Raw genomic sequence first — 21797 nt, forward strand, 5'->3', positions numbered from 1 at the left:
GCGCGTCTGCGCCGTGACGGAGGGGTTCTTCGATACACCACGATCGTTCGTGCGGCGGAAAGAACCCCTCCACCGCTTCGCGGTCCCCCTCCCCATCGCGGACGATGGGGAGGAGAGCAGGTCGTCTTACCGCACGCCCAGTTCTTCCAGGAGGCGCGGCTGGTTGTAGACGGTGCGCAGGGCCTCGGTGACGGCGGCGGTGGAGACCGTCACCGTGCGGTTCAGTTCGCCGTCGTAGCCGAAGCTGCCGCCCAGCGAGTGGATGTTGCCGTCAAAGGCTGCGCCGATCACTTCACCCTTGGCGTTGATCACGGGCGAGCCCGAGTTGCCGCCGATGATGTCGTTGGTCGAAACGAAGTCGTAGACGGTGTCCTTGTTGATCCGGTCCTCGGCGGCCAGCCAGTCCTCGGCCGCGTTGAACGGCTCGGCGCCGGTGTTGCGCTCATAGAGGCCGCCGATCTTGGTGAAGGGCTCGACCGTCACGCCGCGATGGGTCCAGCCCTTCACCGCCCCATAGGACAGGCGCAGCGAGAAGGTGGCGTCCGGGTAGAGGTTGGTGCCGTAGGCGGCGAAGCGGGCCTGGGCGATCTTTTCGCCTGCGCGGCTGGTGGGGCCGGACACGGCCGATTCCCACTGGGTGCGAACGGCCTGGGCCGCGTCGTCGTTGGCCAGCACAAAGGCGATCATCGGATCGCCCGACGCGGCCAGCTGCTCCGGCGTCATGGCCAGGGCCTGGGCGCGGAAGGCGGGGTCGCCCAGCCTGGTGCCGTCCACCAGACGCGTGGCGATTTGCTCGGGGCTTTCCTTGCCCAGCAGCGCCTTCACATCGGCGTTGTCGACCGTCAGGTACTCGCGCGTCTTGGCCAGCCAGAAGTCGAGATAGATCTTTTCCAGATCGTTGGAGATCGGCGTCTCGGTGGCCAGGCGGCGACCCAGATTGGCGATGTCGGCCTCGCCATAGCCGGCGCGGCGCTCGGCCGCCGGCTTGGCGCGCTCCTTGGAGGCGCGCACGATGGCCTTGGCGTAGCTGTACAGCGACGAACGCTGACCGGCCGCGCCTTCCAGCTGGCGATAGGGCAGGAACAGGTCGCGCTGGGCCGCGGACACGCGCTCCAGATCGGCCCACGGGTCGCCGATGCGTTGGGCGAGGGCCGGGTCGGCGGCGACGCGCTGGCGCAGGTCCGCCTCCTCCTGGCGCTTGGTCGCCATGAAGGCGGGGTCGGTCAGGGCGCCCTGCTGGCCGTACTGAACCTTGAAGCCGTTCTCCAGGCCGAAGATCGGATCGACCGAAACGCGCTTGGCCTCCTCGCCCGTGGTCGAATACTCGAGCAGGCGACCGCGCAGTTCGGAGGTCTGGATAAGGCTGAGCGGCAGCTGCTGGTCGCGCAGGGCCTCCAGCTGCGCCACGGTCAGCAGGCGCTGGGTGGTGCCGGGATTGCCCGCCACAAAGGTCACGTCGCCTTCGCTCGGCGCGTTCGGGTTCCACTTCAGGAAGTTGGGCGAGGAGACGGGCTTGCCGTCCTCATAGGCGCGCAGGAAGGCCGCATCGAGCGCGTAGCGCGGGAAGTTGAAGTTGTCGGGATCGCCGCCAAAGAAGGCCGCCTGGAACTCGGGCGCGAACACCAGACGCACGTCGTCGTACTTGCGGAACTTGTAGAGCTTGTACTGGCCGCCGCGATAGAAGCTGATCACCTGGCAGGTCAGCTTCTGATCGTCGCCGCAGGTCTCCTTCTGGATGCGGTCGATCTCGGCCGCGCGCGCCTGCACAAAGGCGGCGCCTTCCAGGCCCTGGCCGGCGCCCGTGACGCGGTCGGTCACATCGACGATGTCCGTCAGGATTTCGGCCGTCTGGCCGGGGCACTTCTTTTCTTCCTCGCGCGTGGCGGGCATCCAGCCGTTCTTGACGTAGTCGTTCTCGGCCGTGGACAGGTCCTGCACGCACGACACCACGCAGTGGTGGTTGGTCAGGATCAGGCCTTCGTTCGAGACCATGGAGGCCGAGCAGCCCTGCAGGCGCACCGCAGCGTTGCGGACGCGGTCCAGCCAGGCCTGGTCGATGTTCGTGCCGTACTTCTCGTTCACCGTCGCGACGGGGAAGTTGTCGAACGTCCACATGCCCTCGTCGGCGCGGGCGGGCGCGGCGGGAAGCGACAGGACGGCGGTCGCGGCGCCCAGGGCTGCGAGCGAGGCGGACAGGCGAATGGAGCGAAGCGACATCTGGTGCGGATCTCCCGGCGAGGAGCTGGATTGCCCCTGCTGTTATTTCATAACTAACGCCGCCATGCCGGCCGCGCCAAGCCCCTTCGCCCTTAGCGCCGCTGTGGCGTGTGCACAATCGGCCCTTCGGTCGCGCAAGCTTACCCCGATTTAACTTGGCCCCCGGCGAGGATGGCCGCACATGAGAACCGTGATCGGGGGACGATGACGCTGATGTCGCTTGCGCTTTCCACGCTGCTGTTCGAGTGGCGCCGCTACATGGCGGCGGTGATGGCGCTTGCGCTGTCGGGCCTGCTGGTGCTGGCCATGACCGGCGTCTTCATCGGCATCGGCAAGAGCTTCACGGCCGCCATCGAGCGATCCAGCGCCGACATCTTCATCATGCAGCCGGGCGCCAAGGCGCTGTTCAGCGGCCCTTCGGGTGTGCCGCGCCGTTTCATCCCCCTGGCCTACAACCACCCGGAAGTGGTCGAGGTGAAGCCGCTCGACATGACGGGCGGCAATTTCCAGAACATCCGCGAGGTCGATCCCACGGCGACGCAGGCCGAACGCGCCCGCCAAGGCGCGCCGCGCCAGAAGCAGGTGCTGGTGAACATCATCGACACGGCGCCAGGCTCGGTCACCATCCCGGTCGATTATTCGGACGAACTGGTTGATGCGTTGCGCCAACCCTACACCGTCGCGATCGACGAGACGGCTCTGGTTCCGCTGGGCGTCAAGCTTGGCGACAAGGCCCTGTTCAACGGTCAGACGGTGACGGTGGTCGGCATCATGCGCGGCTATCCCAACATGATGCAGCCGACGATCGTGATGTCGCGCGACACCCTGCGGATGCTTGGACAGGCCGACACGGGGCCGCGCGTCGGGCCGCTGATGGTCAAGCTGCGTGATCCCGCTCAATCCGACGTGGTCGCGACGCAGCTGAACGCAGCCGGAAACGGGCAATGGAAAGCCTGGACGCGCGCGCAGCTGGCCGAAGCCAATCAGGGCGCGATGTTCGAGGAAGGCATCCTGATGATCATCATCGGCGGCTGCGCCGTCCTTGGCGTCATCATCGGCGTGGCCATCACCTGGCAGACGCTGCGCGGCGCGATCATGGCCAACATCAAGGAGTTCGCCTCGCTCAGAGCACTGGGCGTCGGCATGGGATCCTTGCGCCGGATCGTGGTGGAGCTGAGCTTCTGGGTCGGGGTGGTGGGCGTGATCGCCGCTGTCGCCCTGACCTGGCTGCTGTCGCTGGCGGCACGCGCCGGAGCGGTGGTCATCGCCATGCCGTTGCTGCTGCTGCTGATCGTGGGCGGCGGCCTGATCCTGATCGCGGTCGGCTCGGGCCTGCTTTCGCTCGGCATCCTGAAGAAGAGCCAGCCTGCGGATCTGCTGCGATGAACATCCATACGAAAGTTCACGGCAAGCACGGCGACTTCGCGATCGAAGCCAAGGGTCTGGTCAAGCGGTTCAAGTCCGGCAAGGCCTGGGTCGAGGTGCTGAAGGACGTCGATTTCGACGCCAAGCACGGCGATCTGACCATGGTCATGGGGCCGTCCGGTTCGGGCAAGTCGACGCTGATCGCGGCGCTGTCGGGCCTGTTGAAGCCGGAAGAGGGGCGGGTGGACGTGCTGGATGTCGACGACCTGTGGAAATTCTCCTCGGGCAGGATCGACAAGTTCCGCCTGGATAACTGCGGCTTCATCTTCCAGGGCTTCAACCTGTTCCCCTCGCTGACCGCCTTGCAACAGGTGGAGACGGTGCTGAAGTTTCAGGGGCTGACGTCCGGCCAGGCCAGGAAGCGCGCCACCGTCGCGCTGGAGGAAGTCGGGCTCGGTCACCGCCTGCATCAACGCCCGGCGGCCCTGTCCGGCGGTGAAAAGCAGCGCGTGGCGATCGCCCGCGCCCTGGCCAAGGACCCCAAGATCCTGTTTGCGGACGAGCCGACCTCGGCGCTCGACGGCGAGAACGGCCAGGTCGTGATCCGCCTGCTGCGCCGCGCGGCGACCGAGCACGGCGCCGCCGTCATCTGCGTGACCCACGATCCCCGCCTGGAGGCCTGGGCCGACCGGGTCATCCACATCGAGGACGGCAAGATCCTGGACGACCAGCGCCGCATCCCCAATCCGGACGCCGTTCTGGCGTCGCACCACTGAAACGATCGACTTTTAGGACCGAACGCCCATGCCTGCCCTGCTGAAGAAGAAGCGCTTCTGGATCGGCATCCTGCTGGTCATCGTCGTGATCGTGGGATTCATGAGCCTGCAGGCGGCCGGCAAGGCCAAGAAGGCCGAGCTGGACAAGGCCGCCCAGACCAAGGTCGAGAGCCCCTATGCCGCCATCGCCAACGGGCGCGTGGACATCGAGGGCGGCCTGATCCAGGTCGCGGCGCGACGCGGCGGCGTGGTGCGCGAGGTGCTGGTGCAGGAAGGCGAACGCGTCACCGCCGGCCAGATCCTGGCCCGCCAGGAGGACGACGAAGCCCGCTTGGCCGTCCAGAGCGCCGCCGCCGCCGTGTCGCAGGCCGAAAGCCAGATGGCCCAGACCCGCGTCGCCATCCGCACGGCTCAGCGCGAGCATGAGCGGCTGGGCCGTCTCGTCGCCACCAACTTCGTCGCCGCCCAGCGCATGGACCAGGCGCAGGACGCCATCTCCACCGCCCAGGCCCAGATGCAAGCCCAGCAGGCGGCGGTGCAGACCGCGCGCGCCCAGTACGACCAGGCTCGCTACAACCAGGAACTGACGGTGATCCGCGCGCCGATGTCCGGCCGCATCGTTCGCCGCTACGCCAATCCGGGCGCGGGCGCATCGACCCTGAACGTCTCCACCATGTTCGACCTGGAGCCGGACGCGCCGCGCATCATCCGCGCCGAGGTGGTGGAAAGCGACCTGCCCAACCTGCGCGACGGTCAGGCGGTCGAGATTTCGCCAGAGGGCGACGCCAGCAAGGTCTATATCGGATCGGTGATGCGCCGCGCCGCCGTGTTCGGCGCCCGCAAGCTGGCTTCGGACGATCCCTCGCAACGCACGGATGAGCGGGTGGTCGAGGTCGTGGTCTCAGCCGGCGACGCGCCGCTGCTGATCGGTCAGCGAGTGCTGGTCAAGTTCATGAAGCCGGGCGAGACCGCCGGCGCGCCGCGCGCCGCCGCGGCGGGCATTGGTCCCGACCGCGCAATGAAGCCGGCGGCGTAATCGACAGGACCGCTCAGCGGCCGGTGAAGTTCGCCGGCCGCTTGTTCAGGACGGCGTCGACGCCCTCGGCATGGTCGTCGGTCAGGTGAGCCAGCGCCTGCAGGGCCGCCGACATCTCCAGCATCTGATCGAAGTTGGCGTCTCGGCCTTGCCGCAGCAGGGCCTTGGCCATGCGCAGCGCCTGCGGCGGCTGGCTCGCGATCTGGCGCGCGACGGATGTGGCCTCATCCATCAACTGCTCGTGCGCGACGACGCGGTTGACCAGGCCCCACCGTTCGGCGGTTTCCGCGTCGATGGAGCGGGCGGTGAACAGCATCTCGGCCGCGCGGGCATAGCCGACGTTGCGCGGCAACAGCCAGGAGCCGCCGTCGCCCGGAATAATGCCCAGCTTCAGGAACGGCACGCCGAAGATGGCGCGCTCCGAAGCGATGCGGATGTCCGCCAGACCCGCAATGTCGCAGCCCAGTCCCATGGCCGGTCCATTCACGGCCGCCACCAAAGGAACCTCCAGCCCATAGAGGGACCGCACGATGCGGTGGACGACGCGGCGGTAGCGTTCCCGGACTTGGACGCCATTGCCCTCGAACAGGTCGCGCCGGTCGCGCATGGCCGTCAGGTCGCCCCCGGCCGAAAAGGCGCGGCCAGCGCCGGTCAGCACCACGCAGCGTACCGAAGGATCGGCGTTGACCCGCTCGCACGCCGCCGCGACCTCCTTGCCGTCACCGAGATCGGGCAGGGCGTTCAACCGTGCTTCGCGGTCCAGCGTCCAGAGCAGGATCGGGCCGTCCTCACCGTCCAGGCGTTCCTCGGCGATCAGCGGCATGGGCGTTTTCTCCTGAGACCAACCCCCGTCATCCACCCGCGCCGTCGCGTCAGGCAAGGCCCGGATGCAAAAAGCCCCGGCGCAACGGCCGGGGCTTTGTTTGCGGATCAAGAGGCCGCGTTCAGCCGCGCTTCTTGATCTCGATGGGCACGAAGTTCGAGGGGTGGCTGACCACCCGACCCGCGTTGGACGGCATGTGCCGCGTGTTCACCAGCATCCCGCCCCACAGGGCGAAGGACATCATGGCGTGCTGGAGGTTGCGCTCCTTATCGTTCATCTTGGCGTCTCCTTTCGCAGAACGATGAAAAGAGACGCGTCGTGCTTGTGGGGGGATCTCACCCGCTTCAGTCGTTTCGCGTCGGCTTCTATATGACAGGTTTGCGACATAAATGCAAGAAACGGATGAAATTGGCTCGTTGGCGGTGAGCAGCAGGTCGCCCGGTCCGCCCAGATCCATCGCCAGCCCCTGCGTACAGGTCTGCACCGTCGATGGCGCGTCCGGCCTGTGCCTTGGCTGCTATCGCACTCTGCAGGAGATCGGCGGCTGGCGGGCGCTCGGCGAGGAAGGCCGCGCCCGGGTAATGGCCGAACTGCCGTCGCGCCGGGCTCGCCATTCTCCCGACGCCGGCTGAGCCGTAACCTTTCGTCAGGCACGTCGCTTCATCCCACACCAACCGTAAGCCCTTAGAACCCGAGATGGTCGCACGACCGGCGATCATCCTGTGTGGGTTCTCATGTTCGACAAGGCCATTCAGTCGTCATTCGTCCTCGGCGCGGCCCTGCTGGCGTCGCTGGGCGCCGCCTATGGCTTGAACCACCTGTCCTCGGGCGGCCAAGCGCAGGCCGCGGTGGCGACAACGGCGCCCGCCATGTCGCCGCCGGCCAGCGGACAGGCGGCCCAGGTGGTGCGCGGCGCCGACGGCCACTACTGGGCCGAGGCCGAGATCGACGGCCGCGCGGTGCGGGTGCTGGTCGACACCGGCGCCACGGTGGTGGCTCTGACGCGTCAGGACGCCCAGCGCTTGGGCCTGAAGGTCACGCCGGATGACTTCGATCGCGCGGTGCAGACGGCGTCGGGAGAAGCCAAGGCCGCTTCCGTCACGCTGGCGTCGGTGTCCGTCGCCGGCGCCACGGTGCGCAAGGTCGAGGCCCTGGTGGTGGAAGAGGGTCTGGCCCATTCGCTTCTGGGCATGAGCTATCTGGGACGGCTGTCGCGCTTCGAGGCCTCGCCGGCCGGCCTGACGCTGCGACCCTAGACGCCGCCCATCTGGCGGCGCGCCTCGCGGAAGTACTGCCAGCCGGTCCAGACGGTGATCACGGCGGCGAACCAGATCAGGAAGACGGCGAACGACTCGAACGCCGGCTGCCATGACAGCGGCGATCCGTCCGCCTGCTGCAAGCCGAACGCCGGCCACAGCAGCGTCAGCTGAAGCGCGGCCAGGGCCACCATCTGCAGCGTGGTCTTCCACTTGGCCAACAGGGTGACTGGCAACTGAACACGGCCGGCCGTGGTCTCGCGCAGGGCCGACACCGCAAACTCCCGGAACAGGATCAGACCGCAGGGCAGGGCGATGCCGGGCAGGGATCCCGAGGCCAGAACGCCCAGGATGGCGCCGGTGATCAGCACCTTGTCCGCGATGGGGTCCAGGATCGCGCCCCAGCGGCTGACCGCGTTCCAGCGGCGCGCCAGAAAGCCGTCGACCCAGTCTGTCGAGGCCGCGATCACGAAAATCCAAAAGGCCCAGACGCCGAAGTCCTGCTGCGCCTGCGGCGACAGGATCGCATCCAGCGCGCCAGGCGCCGCCCCCGCCAGCATGGTGAACATCACCACCCCGGCCGCCAGCCGGATCGCGGTCAGGATGTTGGGGATCGGATTGGGGCGGGTCGGGGTCACGGTCGGCCTCGAGAAAACAGCGATGAACTGTAAAGCCAACGCTTCTAGCCGCCGGATCGTCGCAAGTCTTCCCTATGCAGCGTTGCCGCATCTTCGCTAGGCATGGGACATGAGGACCCTTGTTCCCGATCCGCAGGTGATCGCGCCCAACTTCAAGCGGCGGCTGTCAGGCGTGACCACGACCCTGTTCCGCGTGGCGCCCGTGCAGGCCCGGTCGCTGCGGCTCGCCGTGCTGGGGCCGGTCGTGCCGGGCGAAATCCCGCAGATACGCTTTCGCGACCTCCCGCGCCTGGCGAGGCGTCCGGCGGACCGGCCGTTCCGCATCTGGCATGCGCGCCGCAACGTCGAGATGCTGGCGGGCGTGGTCCTGCGGGACCTGTTGCGATTTCCGATGAAGCTGGTCTTCACCAGCGCCTCGCAAAGGAAGCACACCGGCTGGAGCCGATTTCTGATCGGGCGGATGGATGCGGTGGTGTCGGTGTCGGAATTCACCGCCGCCTATCTGCAGAGATCGTCAACTGTGGTGATGCACGGCATCGACACAGGGGTGTTCCGGCCAGCCTTCGACGGCGAGGCGCGTCCGGCCGATCTGCCGCCCAGCGGTCGCCTGGTCGGCTGCTTCGGGCGCATCCGACGGCAGAAGGGCACGGACGTCTTCATCGACGCCATGATCCGGGTCCTGCCTGATCGTCCGGACGTCAAGGCCGTGGTGCTGGGTCGCGCGACGGGCGAGCACCAGGGATTTCTGGACGCCTTGAAGGCGCGTGTGGCGGCGGCGGGGCTTAGCGACCGCATCCTCTTCCCCGGCGAGGTGGGGCCGCTGGAGACGCCGGCCTACTACCGCGCACTATCTCTTTACGTCGCGCCCCAGCGTTGGGAGGGCTTCGGCGTGACGCCGCTGGAGGCGATGGCGTCCGGCGCGCCCGTGGTCGCCACCACCGTCGGCGCCTTCCCAAAGCTGGTGATCGAGGGCGAGACCGGTTCGCTGATCCCGCCGGGCGACGTGGAGGCCATGGCGGCGGCGGTGGCGCGGTGGCTCGACGACGAAGCGGGAAGGACGGCGGCGGGCGAGGCGGCGCGCAGGCGGGTGGAAGCTCACTTCTCGCTTGAGGCGGAGGCCGAGGGGCTCAACGCCGTCTATCGCCGCCTCTGGGATCAGGCCTGATCGATCCGGATCGGCAGGATGGCGCGGAACTCGTCATCGTCAAAGGCGACTGGCCGCAGCACCACATCAAATAGGCGGCGTAGATGCAGCCCCGCCAGACGAAACTGCGTCGCCACCCTGCGAACTCTGAAGATCGGCCGCTTGCGCTCCTTTGGCGCGCCGATCCGCTCCTTGCAGATGGAGGTGGCGATGGTGATGCCGGGATCGAAGCCGCGCTCGGTCAGGATGTGGGCCTGACGCGCCAGGGCCGGCTCTACCTGCGCCATGTTCAGCCGCGCGACAGCGAACAGAAAGGCGTCGGACGGCGCGGCGGTGGTCTCCATCAGCGTGAGCAGTTTGGCGGCTCCGGCGGGCGAAACGTGGTAGGCGGCCGAGCCGGTCTTGTCGCGGATGACGCGGGTGATGCTGAAGTCGGCTTGCACCTCGCCCGGCCGGCGGGCGAAGAATTTGGCGCGGCCGAAATCTTCCAGATTGATCAGGTCATAGCCTTGCGGAAGCCGCTGAACGACGCCGGCGAACCGCGGCGACAGCACCGCGTCGTCCTCCAGCACCACCAGCCCTCCCGGACGATCCAGCGCCATCCGCCACAGCGCCGCATGCGAGCGCAGCAGGGCGATTTCGTTGGGCGTCAGCTTGCGCTCCCAGGCGTCGGCGAACCGCTCGTATTCGCCCGGCGCCAAGTCCTTGGGTTCGGTCGCGCGCAGCCGCTGAAGCCGAACGCCCCGCGCCTTCCCTTGCGCCTCCATGAAGGCGCGACGGTCGGCGGCCCGATCCAGGTTGATAAAGAAGACGTCCACGTCTTCAGTCCGTCGACAGCGGCTCGAAACGCGGCGCCTGGGTCAGGCGGGTCAGGACGCCATCGGCGATGCCGAAATGCAATCCGTTAAGCGTCAGCTGGCCGGCCGCCTCCCGCTCGGCGATCCAGGGAAAGGTGCGCAGGTTCCGGATCGACAGGCGAACAATGGCTTCTTCGGCGGCGCGGACGACCTGATCGGGCTCGACGGTTTCCGCCACGTGCTGGACCACCGGCGTGCCCTGGGCGACCCAGGGCGCCACGAAATCGGGGCAGTCCTCGGGCGCACCCTTCAGCATCGCGCCCACGCCGCCGCAGGAGGCATGGCCCATGACCACGATGCGCCGGACCTTCAGCACCTTGACGCCGAACTCCAAGGCGGCCGACACGCCGTGAAGCTGGCCGTCCGGCTCATAGGGCGGCACTAGATTGGCGACGTTGCGCACCACGAACAGCTCGCCCGGCGCGGCGTCAAAGATCAACGCCGGATCGGCGCGGCTGTCCGAGCAGGCGACGATCAGGGTGTGCGGCTTCTGCCCCTCGGAAGCCAAGGCCCCGTATTCAGCCCGCGCCTCCGGCCAAGTCTCGGCGCGAAAGCGGCGATAGCCGGCTGTCAGTTCGTCGATGTCGTCGGTCATGATTCCGCCTTAGCCGTTCGCGCGCGTCGGAGAAATGGTGTATACGCGTATATACAAGGAGGTGGTCATGCCGATCGTGAGCCGAACATTCCGCAGCGGGAACAGCGACGCCGTACGCCTGCCCAAGGAAATCTCCTTCGGTCCCGGCGTCGAGGTCGAGATCGAACGTAGGGGCGACGTGGTGACCATGGTCCTTAAGCGGCCAACCGTAAGAGAGATGATGGACAAGCTGAATGCGCTTCCGAAACCCTCCAGCGTCGGTAAGCGGCCGCCATTCATCGCTCCGATCCGCAAGGGGCTATAGCGTTTGCTGATGTTGGATACGAACGTCGCCATCCATCTCCGAGATGGCGACGAGAGGATCGGCGAGCTGATCAGGGCGACTTCTGACACGCTCGCCTTCTCGATCGTCACAGTGGTCGAACTTGAAGCCGGCTTGTCGCGCAAGGAGGCTGATCTCAGAAGTCTTCGCTTGGAGGCTCTGCTCCAGACCGTCGAGGTTCGCCCCTTTGACAGACGAGACGCTGCGGCATACGGCCGGATTGTGAGGGAGGCGGGCTTCTCCCGTCGCAAGGTGCTCGACAGAATGATTGCCGCTCAAGCGATCGTGGACGAGGCGGTGCTGGTTACCATGAACGGTGACGATTTCCGCGACATACCCGGTCTGACCCTGCTGGAGTGGTGAGGCGAGGCCGCGTCAGGCCTTGTGGAAGAAGGCGTGGATGCGCTCAGCCAGCGCCTGGTTGACGCCGGCCACCTTGACCAGATCGACCACGGAGGCGCGGCCGACGCCCTTGGCCGAGCCGAAGGCGTGCAGCAGGGCCTTCTTGCGGCCGGGGCCGACGCCTTCGATCTCGTCCAGCGGGTTCTTCTTGATGTCCATCGAACGGCGCTTGGCGTGGGCGCCGTTGGCGAAGCGGTGGGCCTCGTCGCGCAGGCGCTGCAGGTAGTAGAGCGCCGGCGACTTCAGCGGCAGCATGAAGGGCGGCTTGCCCGGCATGAAGAACTTCTCCAGCCCCGCGTCGCGGTCCGGTCCCTTGGCCACGCCGACCACGGAGATGTCGTGAACCCCCAATTCGGCCATGACCTTGAGCACCTCGGCCAGCTGGCCCGCGCCGCCGTCGATCAGCAGCAGGTCGGGCCGTTCGACCTCCTCGCCCGCCTCCTCGTCCTTGACCAGGCGCGAGAAGCGGCGGCGCATGACTTCGCGCATCATGCCGTAGTCGTCGCCGGGCGCGAGGTCTTCGCCCCGGATGTTGAACTTGCGGTACTGGTTCTTGCGGAACCCCTCCGGCCCCGCGACCACCATCCCGCCTACGGCGTTGGTCCCCTGGATATGGGCGTTGTCGTAGATCTCGATCCGCTCGGGCCGGCCCTCCAGGCCGAAGGCCTCGCACACCTCGTCCAGGATCTTGCCCTGGGCCGAGCTCTCGGCCAACCGGCGACCCAGCGCCTCGCGGGCGTTGGTCAGGGCGTGATCCACCAGCGACAGCTTGTCGCCGCGCAGGGGCCGCGCGATCTCGACCTTGCGGTCGCCCTTCATCGAAAAGGCCTCTTCCAGCAGCTCCAGCTCGTGCGGACGGACGCTGGACAGGATCAGGCGCGGGATCGGCTTGTCTTCGTAGAACTGGCCCAGGAAGGCGGCGAGGATTTCCGGGTCGGTGTCGGCCCGGTCCACGCGCGGGAAGTAGGCGCGCCCGCCCCAGTTCTGGCCCGCGCGATAGAAGAACACCTGCACGCAGGCCTGGCCGCCATCGGTGTGCAGGGCGAAGACATCGGCCTCGGCCACGCCCTCGGCGCTGACCGAGTTCTCCATGGCGATGGCCGACAAGGCGCGGATGCGGTCGCGGATGCGCGCGGCCTGTTCGAAATCCATGTCCTCGGCGGCGGCGGTCATGTCCTGTGACAAGCGGCCGATCACCGCGCGCGACTTGCCGCGCAGGAAGCTCTCGGCCTCCGTCACCAGGGCGCTGTAGTCCTCCAGCGAAATCAGGCCGGTGCAGGGCGCCGAACAGCGCTTGATCTGGTGCAGCATGCAGGGCCGGGTGCGGGTCTCGAACACGCTGTCCGAGCAGGAGCGCAGCAGAAACGCCTTCTGCAGGGTGTTCAGCGTCCGGTTCACCGCCCAGGTCGAGGCGAAGGGCCCGAAGTAGTCGCCGGGCACGGTGTGCGCGCCGCGATGCTTGCGAACCTGCGGCGCTCGGTGGTCGCGACGGATCATCAGCTCCGCGAACGACTTGTCGTCGCGTAGCACCACGTTGAAGCGCGGCTTCAGCTTCTTGATGAAGTTGGATTCGAGCAGCAGGGCTTCCCGCTCTGAGGCGGTGACAACCAGCTCCATCGAGCGTGTCAGCGACACCATGTGGCCGATGCGCTGGGTGTGAAAGCGGCCCTGCGCATACTGCAGGATGCGCTTCTTCAGCGAGCGCGCCTTGCCGACATAGAGGCAGGCGCCGTCCTCGCCGTACATGCGATAGACGCCCGGCTTGTCCGGCGCGCGATTGGCCTCGTCGCGGATCAGGGCGGCGGCCTTCAGGTCGCTGCCGGACGGCGCGCTCAGGGTCTCCTCGGTCATCGGGCGGGATATAGGATCAGGAGCGCCGGACCAGAAGGACGCCGGCGAACACAAGGGCGACCCCGGCGATGCGGCCGAAGTTCAGCGGCTGGCGCGGCACGCCCAAGGCGCCGAAGTGATCCAGAAGCAGGCTGAGCGCCAGCTGGCCCGCCACCATCAGGGTGATGGTCATGGCGGCGCCCAGCCGGGGCACGCCCCAGGCCGCTGCGACCACGAAGCAAGCGCCGTAGAGTCCGCCGAACCACGCATAGGCGGGCAGGGCCCTGGTCGCCGTCACGTCCGGCCGCGCGTGCAGGACGGCGGCGGCGACCGCCAGTGCGATCGTGCCTACGGCGAAAGACACAAAGGCCGCATTCACCGGCGATCCGACCGCCGTCGCCAGCCGCGCATTGGTCGGCGCCTGGAGCGCGGTCGCGCCTCCGGCCAGAATAACGACGAGGATCGGCAGAATCGCGGGGTTCATCGCCCGATCCTAGCAGACGGCGACGGCGCGCGCCGCTTGCGAGCGGACGATCGGCACCTTATGCCGTAGGCCTTCACAGGAGCACGCCATGCTGGCCCTCGCGATCATTCTCGGTTTCGTCGCCGTTCTCGCCGCCATCAACTATTTCGAGTTCGGTCGGGTTGACTGAGGCCGGGCCGGGCGCGGCGCTGGTCACTGGCGGCGCCAAGCGAATCGGCCGGGCCATCTGCCTTGAGCTGGCGCGCGCCGGCCATGACATCGCGATCCATTGCCACGCGTCGGTCGAGGCGGCGGAAGCGCTGGCGGACGACGTCAGAGCTCTCGGTCGGCGCGCGGCGGTGGTGCGCGCGGACCTGTCGGATGAAGCGGCTGTTCGCGCCCTGATCCCGGAAGCGGTCGCCAAGGCGGGTCCGCTGAGCGTGCTGGTCAACAACGCTTCCGTGTTCGAGGACGACCGCGTCGGCGCCCTGAGCCGCGCGCTGTGGGATCGGCACATGGAGACCAATGTTCGCGCGCCGATCGTGCTGGCCGAAGCGTTCGCGGAACAGGCGCAGGACGGGGCGTCCGTGGTCAACCTGCTGGACCAGCGGGTGCTGAAGCCCGATCCGCGCTTCTTTTCCTACAGCCTGTCGCGGAACGCCCTGTGGTGGGCGACGCGCACCCTGGCGCAGGCGCTGGCGCCGCGCGTGCGGGTGAACGGCGTAGGGCCGGGGCCGACGCTGGCTTCCGTCCACCAGACGTCCGCCGAGTTCGAAGCCGAAGCCGCAGCCATCCCCCTGGCGCGCCCCGGCAGCCCGGAAGCCGTAGCTCAGGCCGTGCTGTGGCTGACGCAGGCCGAGATGGTGACGGGCCAGATGATCGCCGTCGATGGCGGTCAGCACCTGGCCTGGCGCACGCCCGACATCCTGGAGTAGCCGTCATGTCCCCTCAGACCAGCGACGGCTTTCGGCGCGAAGCTCTGCGCGTCTTCGTGCGCGACCTGCGGATCGAGGCGGGCATCGGCGTCTATGATCACGAGCATGGCAGATTGCAGACGCTGGTGATCGAGGTCACTCTGGAACTGCAGCCGCAGTCGATCACGCGCCTGTCCGACACCATCAACTACGAAACCGTGGCGCAGGCCGCCCGCGCCATCGCCGCCGATGGGCATGTCGGCCTGGTGGAGACCTTTGCCGACCGGCTGGCGAGCGCGTGCCTGGAAGACGAGCGGGTGCGGCGCGCGACGGTGCGGATCGACAAGCCGGGGGCTCTGGGCGGCCACGCCTCGCCGGGCTGCGAGGTGGTGCTGTCCCGCTGAGACGGTTGCGCGCCGCCGCCGGCGCCGCCATTGTCCCCCGAACCCTCCGCCGCCCGTGAGCGGCGCCAGCAAAGAAGCACCTTCCTTCGAATGGCCGAGCCCGGCGACAATCACGATCACGACGCCGAGATCGGCTTCGCCTCGGCCGCCTCGCTGCGTGGACAGCAGCGCGAGGACGCGCGGACGCAGGCTCCAGGGCTCGTCCCGACGGCAGGTCGCCACCCGAGGCCGAGCGTGCGTGATCTCGGCGTGCGGGCGACGACCGCCGCGGGCGTGTCGCCGGAACTGTACGCCGTCTACATCCTGATCCTGCTGGCCGTGCCGACGATCGGCGTCTCGGCGGTCATCGGGCTGCTGGCGGTGAGGAACCGGTCCATGCCGGATAATGCGCTGGAGGCCGGCCACTTCGTCTTTCAGCGGCGCACCCTGTGGATCGCGGCGGCGGCGGCCGCGTTGGGCGTGGTCCTGATCATCGTCAATGTGGGCGTGATCGTGCTGTTTCTGGCGGCCGTGTGGGTGCTGGTGCGGGGAGCCTTTGGCGTGTTCAAGCTGAAGGCCGGGCAGCCGATCAATCGACCCGGAACCTGGCTGATCTGAGGGAAACGAGACCATGAGCGATAGAGACCTGCACCACAACGCGACTGGCCCCGGACCTTCGCAGGGCAAGTTGGCGGCGATGGCCGCCTGGGTGCTGTTCATCCTGTCGATCCCCAGCGCCAACGTGCTGGTGCTGGTGGGGCTGGTCGTTTCCTATGTTGCGCGGGGCTCGTCGAGCGGCGTCGCACGCCAGCACATCGAAGCGCAGATCCGCCTGTTCTGGTCGGTGTTCTGGTGGACCATCGTGGCCTGGATCGGAATGGCCATCAGCGGCCTGGCGTCGCTGATCCTGATCGGCATTCCGTTCTTCTTCCTGTTCCTGCTGATGTGGTTCCTGCTCAGCATCTGGTTCACGGTGAAGAGCGTGCTGGGCCTGCTGGCGCTGCTGGGCGATCGGCCGATCTGAGCGGAACACGGCCGGGCGCCGACGGTTGATCCTGCCGAAGGAGACCAGCCAATGAGCGCGTTCAAAGACAATGCCGCCGAACAGCGGTTCGAGCAGGGGTTCGACGCCGGCGGCGAGGAGAAGCCCGTGTGGGCCGACTATGCGTCGCAAGGCGAGCGGCGCGTGATCCTGCATGTCGAGGCCGATCCGGCGCTGCGCGGATCAGGCGCTGCCGGGCGCTTCATGCAGAGCCTCGCCGAGCATGCGCGGGGGGAGGGGCTGAAGCTCCAGCCCCGCTGCGGATACGCGGTCGCCTGGCACAAGCGCCACCCGGACTACAACGACGTGCTCGGCTGATACGCCTCAGACGCCCAGAATCCAGCCTTCCTCGCCCTCGACCTGGGCGACCAGCTCGGGCGAGGCGTCCTTCGGAGGGGCGAAGGCCTTGGCCAGCTCGCCCCGGTCGTCCATCTGGGCGAGGGTTTCGGCGGCGACGCGGACCTGGGCCTGGTCCTTGATCTCGCCCGGATTGGGCTTGGCGTTGAAGATCGACGGCCAGACCTCGACCGCCAGCACCGACAGCGGCTCGACATCGGCGGGCGTCAGCTCGCGCCAGCCTGTCCCGAACGGCCACACGGCGCCGGCGGGACCAAGGCTCTCCAGCAGGCGACGCACGGCCGGCACGCCCACCAGGGTCTGGCCGCCGACCGCACCCGCGCCGTGCATCTGCCACACGCTCTTGGGCTGAAGCTTGCCCTTGCGCGCCGCGTTCTCGGTCGCGCGGAACTCGGGAATGTCGCCAGCGCCTTGCGGCGGCTTGGTGGTGGTCAGCCAACGCTGCGCCTGCTTGGCCGGCGCGCCCCACAGCGGCCAGGCCTCGTCGGTCATCAGCCGGTTCATCTTGGCCGCGACCTGATAGCGGTTGTTGGTGTTGTCCGCCTTGTCGACGACATTGGCGGCGATGAACTTCCACATCGCCTGCCAGGGCGCCTGTTCGCCGTCCAGCTTCAGCCGCGCGGCCGTACCGGCCGGATAACCCAGGTTGAAGTCGAATCCGACCAGGACCTGGTCGCCGCGCTTCCTGTGGTCGGCCAGGATCGAAGACAGCAGCTTTTCGCCCTCGGCGCGCGTGGCGACGTTATGCGTCTCCGAATACAGACGGAAGCGCACGTCGCGCTTGGCCACGCCGATCCACAGCGAGTTCTCGCCGGTCTTCTTGGTCTCGGCGGCGGTCCAGTCGGCGACGACATAGGCGTCGAAAAGGCGGGCCATGGCGGCCTCCTTTGGCAAGGCGGTGGTCGGTTGCAGGAGAGGTGGGGCTTGTAGCGTCCCGCGTCGAGGTGCGGAAGAGGCCCTCAGTCCTTCAGCAGGGCCTCGACATGCGAAAGCCAGCGCCGGCCCAGCCGCATCGCCTCGGCAGGCGAGCCGGTGGGTGCGGGCGCAGCGGCGTCCCACAGGGCCAGCTCGAACTCGGGATGGCGCGCGTCGTCGAACATCAGGCGCAGCACGATCTGCTCTGCGTCGGGGACCATGACATCCAGTGACTTGCGCGCCTCGTCGCGGCGAACGCGGGCCACCACATGGCCGTCGACGATGATCTCGCCGCCCTCGACCTCGTTGAAGTCGTAGGCGAGACCGTGAGCGCCCAGGCCCCACAGCACGACCAGTTGACCGCCGCTGAAGTTGAGGGCGCAGGCCTTGCCCTCGCCGACCGAGACGGCTTCCGCTTCGGGAACGCCGCCCAGCGCCTTGGACAAGGCGCGGCGGATGCGGCGGTCCGGCTCCATCCACCAGGACAGGCCCAGCGCCCCGGTGGTCAGAAGCGCCGCGACCAGCCCGACCAGCAGGACCACCCGAAACGCCTCGCCCACGGATCAGGCCTCCAGGTCCAGATCGACAACGACCGGCACGTGATCGCTGGGCTTTTCCATGTCCCGTGCGTCGCGATGCGTCTCGATCGCACGGAAGCGGTCGGCCGCCTGGGGCGACAGCAGGGCGAAGTCGATGCGGATGCCGAGATCGCGCGGCCAGGCGCCGGCCTGATAGTCCCAGAAGGTGAAGGAGCCCGGCGGCTGCTTGCCCAGCACGCTGGCGTCGGCCAGACCGATGGCCTTGAGCGCGCGAAACGCGCGACGGCTTTCCGGCTGAAACAGGGCGTCGCCGGTCCAGGCTTCCGGGTTTCGCACGTCGTGCCGCTCGGGGATGACGTTGTAGTCGCCGCACAGCGCCAGCGGCTCCTCAAAGGCGAGCAGGCTGCGCGCATGGGCGTTCAGCCGCTCGAACCACCGCAGCTTGTAGGGGAACTTGTCGGTGCCGATCGGATTGCCGTTCGGCAGATAGATGGAGGCGACGCGCACGGGACGGGGCCCCTCGACCACCGCCTCGATGTAGCGGGCCTGCTCGTCCGCCTCGTCGCCAGGCAGGCCGCGCCGGATGTCCGACAGCGGGTGCTTCGACAGCAGCGCAACGCCGTTGTAGCTCTTCTGGCCGTGGGTCTCGACATTGTAGCCCAGGCTCTCGAAGGCCTCGCGCGGGAACTTCTCGTCCACGCACTTGATCTCCTGAAAGCAGGCGACGTCGGGCTGGGCGGCCTCCATCCACGCAAGGATGGTGGGCAGGCGGGCGTTGACCGAGTTGACGTTCCAGGTGGCGATGCGCATGGCGCAGCAGGCTAGGCTGCGTCGCCCCAAAAACAAAGACGCCGCCCGCGAACGGACGGCGTCTTCATCAGCAGCCCCGTAAGACGATTAGTTTTCGGTCGTGGCCGGAGCGGCTGCGGCGGCCGTGGTCAGGGTGCAACCGCCGCCGATGTGGGCGGCCTCGGCGCAGGTATAGACGTCCCCAACCACGCCTTCGCTGACGCGCACCACATAGCCGGTGTCCGCCGCCGCGCACTTGGCCTCCATGAAGGTCCCGCGCGCGTTCTGACCCATCAGGCGGATCTGCTGCACGTCGCAGGCTTCACCGGGCGTGCCGGCCAGCAGCTTCTTCACGTCCGCGTTCTGCTCGTCGGCCGTGGTGAAGTTGCAGGTCTGACCGCTGGCGCCCAGTTGCAGGCAGGGCGTCACGTCCCAGCCGTTGTCGGCGGTCTGTTCGATCCAGGCGCCGTCGGAACCCACACAGCCGATCTCATAGATGGGCTTGCCGGCGGAAGACTGGCCGCGCAGCACGCCCTGATCGACCTGACAGGAGACGCCGGCTTCCTTGGCGTAGCCGAAAATCACGGCTTGCGCATTCTGGTTGGCCGGCAGGGTGCAGACGGTGCCGACGTCGGCGGCCGGGTCCTTGGCGCGGACGGCCTCGGCCGACGCGGCCAGCAGCACGCAGTCCGACGCCTGCGGCGGCGTGGACGTAACGACGATGAAACCAGGACCCGCAGCGCAGATGGCTTCGTACACATTGGTCTTGTCGGCGGTTTGCCCGCGCAGCGTCGCCTCCGTGACCTGGCAGGACGATCCGGCGGCCGTCAGCGCGGCCTGAGCGCCCGCCCTGGCCTCTTCCGGCGTCTGGGTGGGCGCGGCGGCGGGCGCGGCGCGGCGATCGCGGCGGTTTCCGCGCTCCTGGCGCTCCGTGTCCTGCTGACGGCCGAGATTGTTGCGCTGGATCTGCGACTGGGTATCTTGCGCGGCGGCGGGGACGGCGGCGCCGAACAGGGCCGGCGCGGCCACGAGAATGGCGGCCAGAGCGCCCTTCAGGGCGTCGCTCAGAGCCGGAAACGTGCTGGGCATGATGCCTCCTGGAAGCGGGGGATGCGGAGCCTTGGATCGCGTGTGTGGCCGCGTCAAGGCGTCGCGCGGTGGACGGCCCCGACAATCGACCGCTATGGATCGTTGCGATCGTGAACCCGCGTGGCGGGCGGCGGCGGGAGACGACGGTGAGCGAACAGGTTCTGACGACACTTCAAGCGGGCGTGCTGACGATCACGCTGAACCGGCCCGAGAAGAAGAACGCCATCACCCAGGCCATGTACGCCGCGCTGGCGCAGGCGGTCGAAGGCGCCGCTGCGGACGACGCCGTGCGCGTGCTGCTGTTCCGCGCGGAGGGCGACAGCTTTTCGGCAGGCAACGACATCGCCGATTTCGCGGCGCTGGGGGCGGGCGGAACCGCGCCCTCCGACATGCCGGTGTTCCGCTTCCTGAAGGCCATGGCCGATCTGGACAAGCCGGCGGTGGCGGCGGTGAAGGGCAGGGCGGTCGGCATCGGCCTGACGCTGCTGCTGCATTGCGACCTGGTGGTCGCGGCCGAGGACGCCCTGATGTCCGCGCCGTTCGTCAACCTGGCCCTGACGCCCGAGGCGGCCTCGTCGCTGCTGCTGCCGGGCGTGATCGGGCACCAGCGGGCGTTCGAGCTGTTCGCGCTGGGCGAAGCGGTGGATGGTCGAACGGCCTTGGCCTGGGGCTTGGTCAATCGGGCGGTCCGATCCGACGAAGTGGAAGCGACAGCCGCGGAACTGGCCAACAAGCTGGCGGCTCGTGCCCCCAACTCCCTGCGCAAGACCAAGGCCCTGATGCGCGACGCGGAGGGCATCTGGTCGTTGATGCAACGCGAAGGCGCGCAGTTCTCCGAACAGATGCGCAGCCCCGAGGCGATGGAGGCATTCATGGCCTTCAGCCAGAAACGCGCGCCGGACTTCTCCAAGGGCGGTTGATCTGCCGGCCCGTTGCGCCTAGGTGCGCGCGCCCATGCTGCAAGCCGCCCCCGCCCTCCCTGTCGATACGCCCGTCCAGCCCGAGGCTGCGCGCCACAAACACGCGGTGGACGCCCTGGTCGAGGCCGCCTTCGGTCCTGGCCGCTACGCCAAGACGGCGGAACGTCTGCGCGAAGGCTCGCGTCCGACGGCAGGGTTCGTTGTCGAAACCCAGGGCGAGGTCACCGGCGCGGTGCGGCTATGGCCCATCGTGGTGGGCGAGACGCCGGCGCTGTTTCTGGGGCCGATCGCGGTGGACGCGGGGCGACGCGGCGACGGGCAGGGCGCGGCTCTGGTCCAGGCCTGTCTGGATCATGCCCGAGCGACGCACGCCAGCGGCGTGCTGCTGGTCGGCGATCCGCCCTATTTTCAGCGGTTCGGCTTTGTCGCCGCGCCGGACGTGACGCTGCCGGGACCGGTGGATCGCCGCCGCGTGCTGTGGGCGCCCGTCACGCAAGCCTCGGCGGCCGGCGCGGTTCGCGCGGGCTGACGCCTTCCGCATCGCCTCCTGCCGGCCTAGGTTCAGCGGCGATGGATCAGGGCGACGAGAACAACACCACAGGCTTGGAAGGCGTGGCGCAGGCGGCGCGCCAGGCGCCTGGTCGCGGACCCGCGCCGGTGCATCTGTGGCATCCCACCCACTGCGGCGACATCGATATCGTGATCGGGCGCGACGGCGTGTGGATGCACGAAGGCTCACCCATCGGCCGGACCGAACTGGTGCGGCTGTTTTCGACCATCCTGCGCAAGGACCCGGACGGCTATCACCTGGTCACGCCCGGCGAGAAGATGCGCATCCAGGTCGAGGATCTGCCGTTCCGCGCCACAGCCGTCGAACGACAGGGCCAGACGCTGGTCTTCACCACCGATGTCGGTGACGAGGTGGCGGCCGACGCCGACCATCCGATCGTGGTCGAGACCAATTCTGTCACCGGCGAGCCGCAGCCGGCCGTGCGGGTGCGCAGCGACCTGTGGGCGCGGATCACAAGGCCGGTCTTCTACGAGCTGGTCGAGATGGCGGAGCCCGCCTCGGAGCTCCTTGTTGTACGGTCGGCCGGAACGGCGTTCGTGCTGGGCGAGGCCTGA

28 protein-coding genes are annotated in these 21797 nt (G+C 68.2%); 16 read left to right on the forward strand and 12 right to left on the reverse strand.

The annotated features are described in order from the left end of the window. Positions 1-126: 126 nt before the first annotated feature. Positions 127-2217 carry a S46 family peptidase gene (locus KY493_RS02975; protein WP_219897515.1) on the reverse strand — a complete coding sequence of 697 codons (2091 nt, stop codon included), beginning with the start codon at positions 2215-2217 and terminating at the stop codon, positions 127-129. Positions 2218-2430: 213 nt separating this feature from the next. On the opposite strand from KY493_RS02975, the gene KY493_RS02980 reads away from it, so the two are divergent. From KY493_RS02980 to KY493_RS02990, 3 genes are read left to right on the forward strand one after another with little or no spacing between them, the layout of a single operon-like run. Beyond that, positions 2431-3603 (forward strand): ABC transporter permease, encoded by a 1173-nt coding sequence (locus tag KY493_RS02980; protein ID WP_219897516.1) that lies wholly within the window; start codon positions 2431-2433, stop codon positions 3601-3603. After that, complete coding sequence (locus tag KY493_RS02985; RefSeq protein WP_219897517.1) at positions 3600-4358, forward strand: ABC transporter ATP-binding protein; 759 nt, start codon at positions 3600-3602, stop codon at positions 4356-4358. The genes KY493_RS02980 and KY493_RS02985 overlap by 4 nt, the downstream gene beginning before the upstream one ends. 28 nt (positions 4359-4386) lie before the next feature. Beyond that, complete coding sequence (locus KY493_RS02990; protein ID WP_219897518.1) at positions 4387-5394, forward strand: HlyD family secretion protein; 1008 nt, start codon at positions 4387-4389, stop codon at positions 5392-5394. A 13-nt stretch (positions 5395-5407) separates the two neighbouring features. On the opposite strand, the gene KY493_RS02995 is transcribed toward KY493_RS02990, so the two are convergent. Further along, on the reverse strand, positions 5408-6217 hold the full coding sequence (locus KY493_RS02995; protein ID WP_219897519.1) for a crotonase/enoyl-CoA hydratase family protein: 810 nt from the start codon (positions 6215-6217) through the stop codon (positions 5408-5410). Positions 6218-6338: 121 nt separating this feature from the next. Further along, entirely contained in the window at positions 6339-6494 is a 156-nt protein-coding gene (locus KY493_RS03000; protein ID WP_219897520.1) for a hypothetical protein, read from the reverse strand. A 145-nt stretch (positions 6495-6639) separates the two neighbouring features. Here KY493_RS03000 and KY493_RS03005 point away from each other — a divergent pair, with 145 nt between their 5' ends. Together KY493_RS03005 and KY493_RS03010 are read left to right on the forward strand one after the other, a co-directional pair. Then, on the forward strand, positions 6640-6849 hold the full coding sequence (locus tag KY493_RS03005; RefSeq protein WP_370627351.1) for a DUF1289 domain-containing protein: 210 nt from the start codon (positions 6640-6642) through the stop codon (positions 6847-6849). A gap of 102 nt (positions 6850-6951) precedes the next feature. Next, on the forward strand, positions 6952-7473 hold the full coding sequence (locus tag KY493_RS03010) for a TIGR02281 family clan AA aspartic protease (RefSeq protein WP_219897522.1): 522 nt from the start codon (positions 6952-6954) through the stop codon (positions 7471-7473). Here the strand turns inward: KY493_RS03010 and pgsA are convergent. Continuing rightward, positions 7470-8111: a CDP-diacylglycerol--glycerol-3-phosphate 3-phosphatidyltransferase gene (gene pgsA, locus KY493_RS03015; protein ID WP_219897523.1), complete on the reverse strand. Its 642-nt coding sequence runs from the start codon at positions 8109-8111 to the stop codon at positions 7470-7472. The genes KY493_RS03010 and pgsA overlap by 4 nt on opposite strands. Before the next feature lie 109 nt (positions 8112-8220). Here pgsA and KY493_RS03020 point away from each other — a divergent pair, with 109 nt between their 5' ends. Beyond that, the gene (locus KY493_RS03020) at positions 8221-9276 is read left to right on the forward strand and encodes a glycosyltransferase family 4 protein (protein ID WP_219897524.1); all 1056 of its coding nucleotides are present in this window, start codon (positions 8221-8223) and stop codon (positions 9274-9276) included. On the opposite strand, the gene KY493_RS03025 is transcribed toward KY493_RS03020, so the two are convergent. Beyond that, positions 9267-10073: a glycosyltransferase family 25 protein gene (locus KY493_RS03025; protein ID WP_219897525.1), complete on the reverse strand. Its 807-nt coding sequence runs from the start codon at positions 10071-10073 to the stop codon at positions 9267-9269. The two genes, KY493_RS03020 and KY493_RS03025, sit on opposite strands and share 10 nt — an antisense overlap. 4 nt (positions 10074-10077) lie before the next feature. Beyond that, positions 10078-10707: a carbonic anhydrase gene (locus tag KY493_RS03030; protein ID WP_219897526.1), complete on the reverse strand. Its 630-nt coding sequence runs from the start codon at positions 10705-10707 to the stop codon at positions 10078-10080. A gap of 67 nt (positions 10708-10774) precedes the next feature. On the opposite strand from KY493_RS03030, the gene KY493_RS03035 reads away from it, so the two are divergent. Together KY493_RS03035 and KY493_RS03040 are read left to right on the forward strand one after the other, a co-directional pair. After that, positions 10775-11011, forward strand: a complete 237-nt coding sequence (locus tag KY493_RS03035) for an antitoxin (RefSeq protein WP_219897527.1) — start codon at positions 10775-10777, stop codon at positions 11009-11011. A gap of 9 nt (positions 11012-11020) precedes the next feature. Further along, entirely contained in the window at positions 11021-11392 is a 372-nt protein-coding gene (locus KY493_RS03040; protein WP_219897528.1) for a PIN domain-containing protein, read from the forward strand. 12 nt (positions 11393-11404) lie between these two features. Here KY493_RS03040 and uvrC read toward each other — a convergent pair whose 3' ends face one another. Then, on the reverse strand, positions 11405-13282 hold the full coding sequence (gene uvrC / locus KY493_RS03045; RefSeq protein WP_219897529.1) for an excinuclease ABC subunit UvrC: 1878 nt from the start codon (positions 13280-13282) through the stop codon (positions 11405-11407). 16 nt (positions 13283-13298) lie between these two features. After that, a complete protein-coding gene (locus KY493_RS03050; protein ID WP_219897530.1) occupies positions 13299-13745 on the reverse strand; it encodes a DMT family transporter in 447 nt (148 codons plus the stop codon). Between the two features lie 161 nt (positions 13746-13906). Between KY493_RS03050 and KY493_RS03055 the strand changes: the two genes are divergently transcribed. From KY493_RS03055 to KY493_RS03075, 5 genes are all read left to right on the forward strand, one after another. After that, the gene (locus KY493_RS03055; RefSeq protein ID WP_219897531.1) at positions 13907-14659 is read left to right on the forward strand and encodes an SDR family oxidoreductase; all 753 of its coding nucleotides are present in this window, start codon (positions 13907-13909) and stop codon (positions 14657-14659) included. Between the two features lie 5 nt (positions 14660-14664). Continuing rightward, positions 14665-15042 carry a dihydroneopterin aldolase gene (folB, locus tag KY493_RS03060; RefSeq protein WP_219897532.1) on the forward strand — a complete coding sequence of 126 codons (378 nt, stop codon included), beginning with the start codon at positions 14665-14667 and terminating at the stop codon, positions 15040-15042. Positions 15043-15132: 90 nt separating this feature from the next. Then, on the forward strand, positions 15133-15639 hold the full coding sequence (locus KY493_RS03065) for a hypothetical protein (RefSeq protein WP_219897533.1): 507 nt from the start codon (positions 15133-15135) through the stop codon (positions 15637-15639). Positions 15640-15652: 13 nt separating this feature from the next. Continuing rightward, positions 15653-16045 (forward strand): hypothetical protein, encoded by a 393-nt coding sequence (locus KY493_RS03070; RefSeq protein WP_255567996.1) that lies wholly within the window; start codon positions 15653-15655, stop codon positions 16043-16045. Between the two features lie 51 nt (positions 16046-16096). Further along, positions 16097-16381, forward strand: a complete 285-nt coding sequence (locus KY493_RS03075; protein ID WP_219897534.1) for a GNAT family N-acetyltransferase — start codon at positions 16097-16099, stop codon at positions 16379-16381. A 6-nt stretch (positions 16382-16387) separates the two neighbouring features. Here the strand turns inward: KY493_RS03075 and KY493_RS03080 are convergent, their stop codons facing one another. The 4 genes from KY493_RS03080 to KY493_RS03095 form a co-directional block, all read right to left on the reverse strand. After that, positions 16388-17296, reverse strand: a complete 909-nt coding sequence (locus KY493_RS03080) for a cobalamin biosynthesis protein CbiG (protein WP_219897535.1) — start codon at positions 17294-17296, stop codon at positions 16388-16390. A gap of 83 nt (positions 17297-17379) precedes the next feature. Further along, the gene (locus KY493_RS03085; protein ID WP_219897536.1) at positions 17380-17895 is read right to left on the reverse strand and encodes a hypothetical protein; all 516 of its coding nucleotides are present in this window, start codon (positions 17893-17895) and stop codon (positions 17380-17382) included. A 3-nt stretch (positions 17896-17898) separates the two neighbouring features. Next, on the reverse strand, positions 17899-18684 hold the full coding sequence (gene xth, locus KY493_RS03090) for an exodeoxyribonuclease III (RefSeq protein WP_219897537.1): 786 nt from the start codon (positions 18682-18684) through the stop codon (positions 17899-17901). Between the two features lie 87 nt (positions 18685-18771). After that, on the reverse strand, positions 18772-19752 hold the full coding sequence (locus KY493_RS03095; protein WP_255567997.1) for a hypothetical protein: 981 nt from the start codon (positions 19750-19752) through the stop codon (positions 18772-18774). A gap of 146 nt (positions 19753-19898) precedes the next feature. Between KY493_RS03095 and KY493_RS03100 the strand changes: the two genes are divergently transcribed. The 3 genes from KY493_RS03100 to KY493_RS03110 are packed head-to-tail and all read left to right on the forward strand — an operon-like array spanning position 19899 to position 21797. Continuing rightward, positions 19899-20672, forward strand: coding sequence for an enoyl-CoA hydratase (locus tag KY493_RS03100; RefSeq protein ID WP_219897538.1), 774 nt, complete (start codon positions 19899-19901; stop codon positions 20670-20672). Positions 20673-20706: 34 nt separating this feature from the next. Then, a complete protein-coding gene (locus KY493_RS03105; protein ID WP_219897539.1) occupies positions 20707-21201 on the forward strand; it encodes a GNAT family N-acetyltransferase in 495 nt (164 codons plus the stop codon). A 41-nt stretch (positions 21202-21242) separates the two neighbouring features. Continuing rightward, entirely contained in the window at positions 21243-21797 is a 555-nt protein-coding gene (locus tag KY493_RS03110) for a DUF1285 domain-containing protein (RefSeq protein WP_219897540.1), read from the forward strand.

The sequence above is a fragment of the Brevundimonas sp. PAMC22021 genome, from assembly GCF_019443405.1.
Lineage (GTDB): Bacteria > Pseudomonadota > Alphaproteobacteria > Caulobacterales > Caulobacteraceae > Brevundimonas.

Bases quoted from the DNA above. Each gene is read 5' to 3' on its own strand.
- KY493_RS03095 (WP_255567997.1), bottom strand. From the start codon at position 19,752: ATGCCCAGCACGTTTCCGGCTCTGAGCGACGCCCTGAAGGGCGCTCTG.
- KY493_RS03000 (WP_219897520.1), bottom strand. From the start codon at position 6,494: ATGAACGATAAGGAGCGCAACCTCCAGCACGCCATGATGTCCTTCGCC.
- KY493_RS03070 (WP_255567996.1), top strand. From the start codon at position 15,653: ATGAGCGATAGAGACCTGCACCACAACGCGACTGGCCCCGGACCTTCG.
- KY493_RS03050 (WP_219897530.1), bottom strand. From the start codon at position 13,745: ATGAACCCCGCGATTCTGCCGATCCTCGTCGTTATTCTGGCCGGAGGC.
- KY493_RS03065 (WP_219897533.1), top strand. From the start codon at position 15,133: ATGGCCGAGCCCGGCGACAATCACGATCACGACGCCGAGATCGGCTTC.
- KY493_RS03010 (WP_219897522.1), top strand. From the start codon at position 6,952: ATGTTCGACAAGGCCATTCAGTCGTCATTCGTCCTCGGCGCGGCCCTG.
- folB (WP_219897532.1), top strand. From the start codon at position 14,665: ATGTCCCCTCAGACCAGCGACGGCTTTCGGCGCGAAGCTCTGCGCGTC.
- KY493_RS03075 (WP_219897534.1), top strand. From the start codon at position 16,097: ATGAGCGCGTTCAAAGACAATGCCGCCGAACAGCGGTTCGAGCAGGGG.
- uvrC (WP_219897529.1), bottom strand. From the start codon at position 13,282: ATGACCGAGGAGACCCTGAGCGCGCCGTCCGGCAGCGACCTGAAGGCC.
- KY493_RS02975 (WP_219897515.1), bottom strand. From the start codon at position 2,217: ATGTCGCTTCGCTCCATTCGCCTGTCCGCCTCGCTCGCAGCCCTGGGC.
- KY493_RS02990 (WP_219897518.1), top strand. From the start codon at position 4,387: ATGCCTGCCCTGCTGAAGAAGAAGCGCTTCTGGATCGGCATCCTGCTG.
- KY493_RS03110 (WP_219897540.1), top strand. From the start codon at position 21,243: ATGGATCAGGGCGACGAGAACAACACCACAGGCTTGGAAGGCGTGGCG.
- KY493_RS03080 (WP_219897535.1), bottom strand. From the start codon at position 17,296: ATGGCCCGCCTTTTCGACGCCTATGTCGTCGCCGACTGGACCGCCGCC.
- KY493_RS03105 (WP_219897539.1), top strand. From the start codon at position 20,707: ATGCTGCAAGCCGCCCCCGCCCTCCCTGTCGATACGCCCGTCCAGCCC.
- KY493_RS02995 (WP_219897519.1), bottom strand. From the start codon at position 6,217: ATGCCGCTGATCGCCGAGGAACGCCTGGACGGTGAGGACGGCCCGATC.
- KY493_RS03040 (WP_219897528.1), top strand. From the start codon at position 11,021: ATGTTGGATACGAACGTCGCCATCCATCTCCGAGATGGCGACGAGAGG.
- xth (WP_219897537.1), bottom strand. From the start codon at position 18,684: ATGCGCATCGCCACCTGGAACGTCAACTCGGTCAACGCCCGCCTGCCC.
- KY493_RS02985 (WP_219897517.1), top strand. From the start codon at position 3,600: ATGAACATCCATACGAAAGTTCACGGCAAGCACGGCGACTTCGCGATC.
- KY493_RS03020 (WP_219897524.1), top strand. From the start codon at position 8,221: ATGAGGACCCTTGTTCCCGATCCGCAGGTGATCGCGCCCAACTTCAAG.
- KY493_RS03030 (WP_219897526.1), bottom strand. From the start codon at position 10,707: ATGACCGACGACATCGACGAACTGACAGCCGGCTATCGCCGCTTTCGC.
- KY493_RS02980 (WP_219897516.1), top strand. From the start codon at position 2,431: ATGTCGCTTGCGCTTTCCACGCTGCTGTTCGAGTGGCGCCGCTACATG.
- KY493_RS03035 (WP_219897527.1), top strand. From the start codon at position 10,775: ATGCCGATCGTGAGCCGAACATTCCGCAGCGGGAACAGCGACGCCGTA.